General features: G+C 66.8%; 1 protein-coding gene. It reads right to left on the bottom strand.

Annotation, left to right across the window (positions count from 1 at the left end; all coding sequences use genetic code 11):
* Positions 1 to 382: TCP-1/cpn60 chaperonin family protein (locus I6F36_RS39455; RefSeq protein WP_276573769.1), on the bottom strand; the 382-nt coding region annotated here is incomplete at both ends.

Below are 382 nucleotides of genomic sequence, written 5' to 3'. Positions count from 1 at the left end.
GCCTTCGACGATGTCGACCTCGGTCTCCAGCGACTTGTTCTCCTCGACCGTGATCACGCCCTCATTGCCGACCTTCTGCATGGCCTGGGCGATCATCTTGCCGATCGCGGTGTCGCCATTGGCCGAGATGGTGCCGACCTGGGCGACTTCGGAGGAGGCGGCGACCGGCTTGGCGCGCTTCTCGAGATCCTTGACCACGGCGTGCACTGCGATGTCGATGCCGCGCTTCAGGTCCATCGGGTTCATGCCGGCGGCAACCGCCTTGCCGCCCTCGCGCACGATCGCCTGCGCCAGCACGGTCGCGGTGGTGGTGCCGTCGCCCGCGGTGTCGTTGGTCTTGGAGGCGACCTCACGCAGCATCTGCGCGCCCATGTTCTCGAAC

This window comes from Bradyrhizobium sp. BRP19 (assembly GCF_020194195.1).
Taxonomy (GTDB): domain Bacteria; phylum Pseudomonadota; class Alphaproteobacteria; order Rhizobiales; family Xanthobacteraceae; genus Bradyrhizobium; species Bradyrhizobium yuanmingense.
The sequence above is the reverse complement of the archived record's forward strand: the minus strand, read 5'-3'. Positions and strand labels throughout refer to the sequence as shown.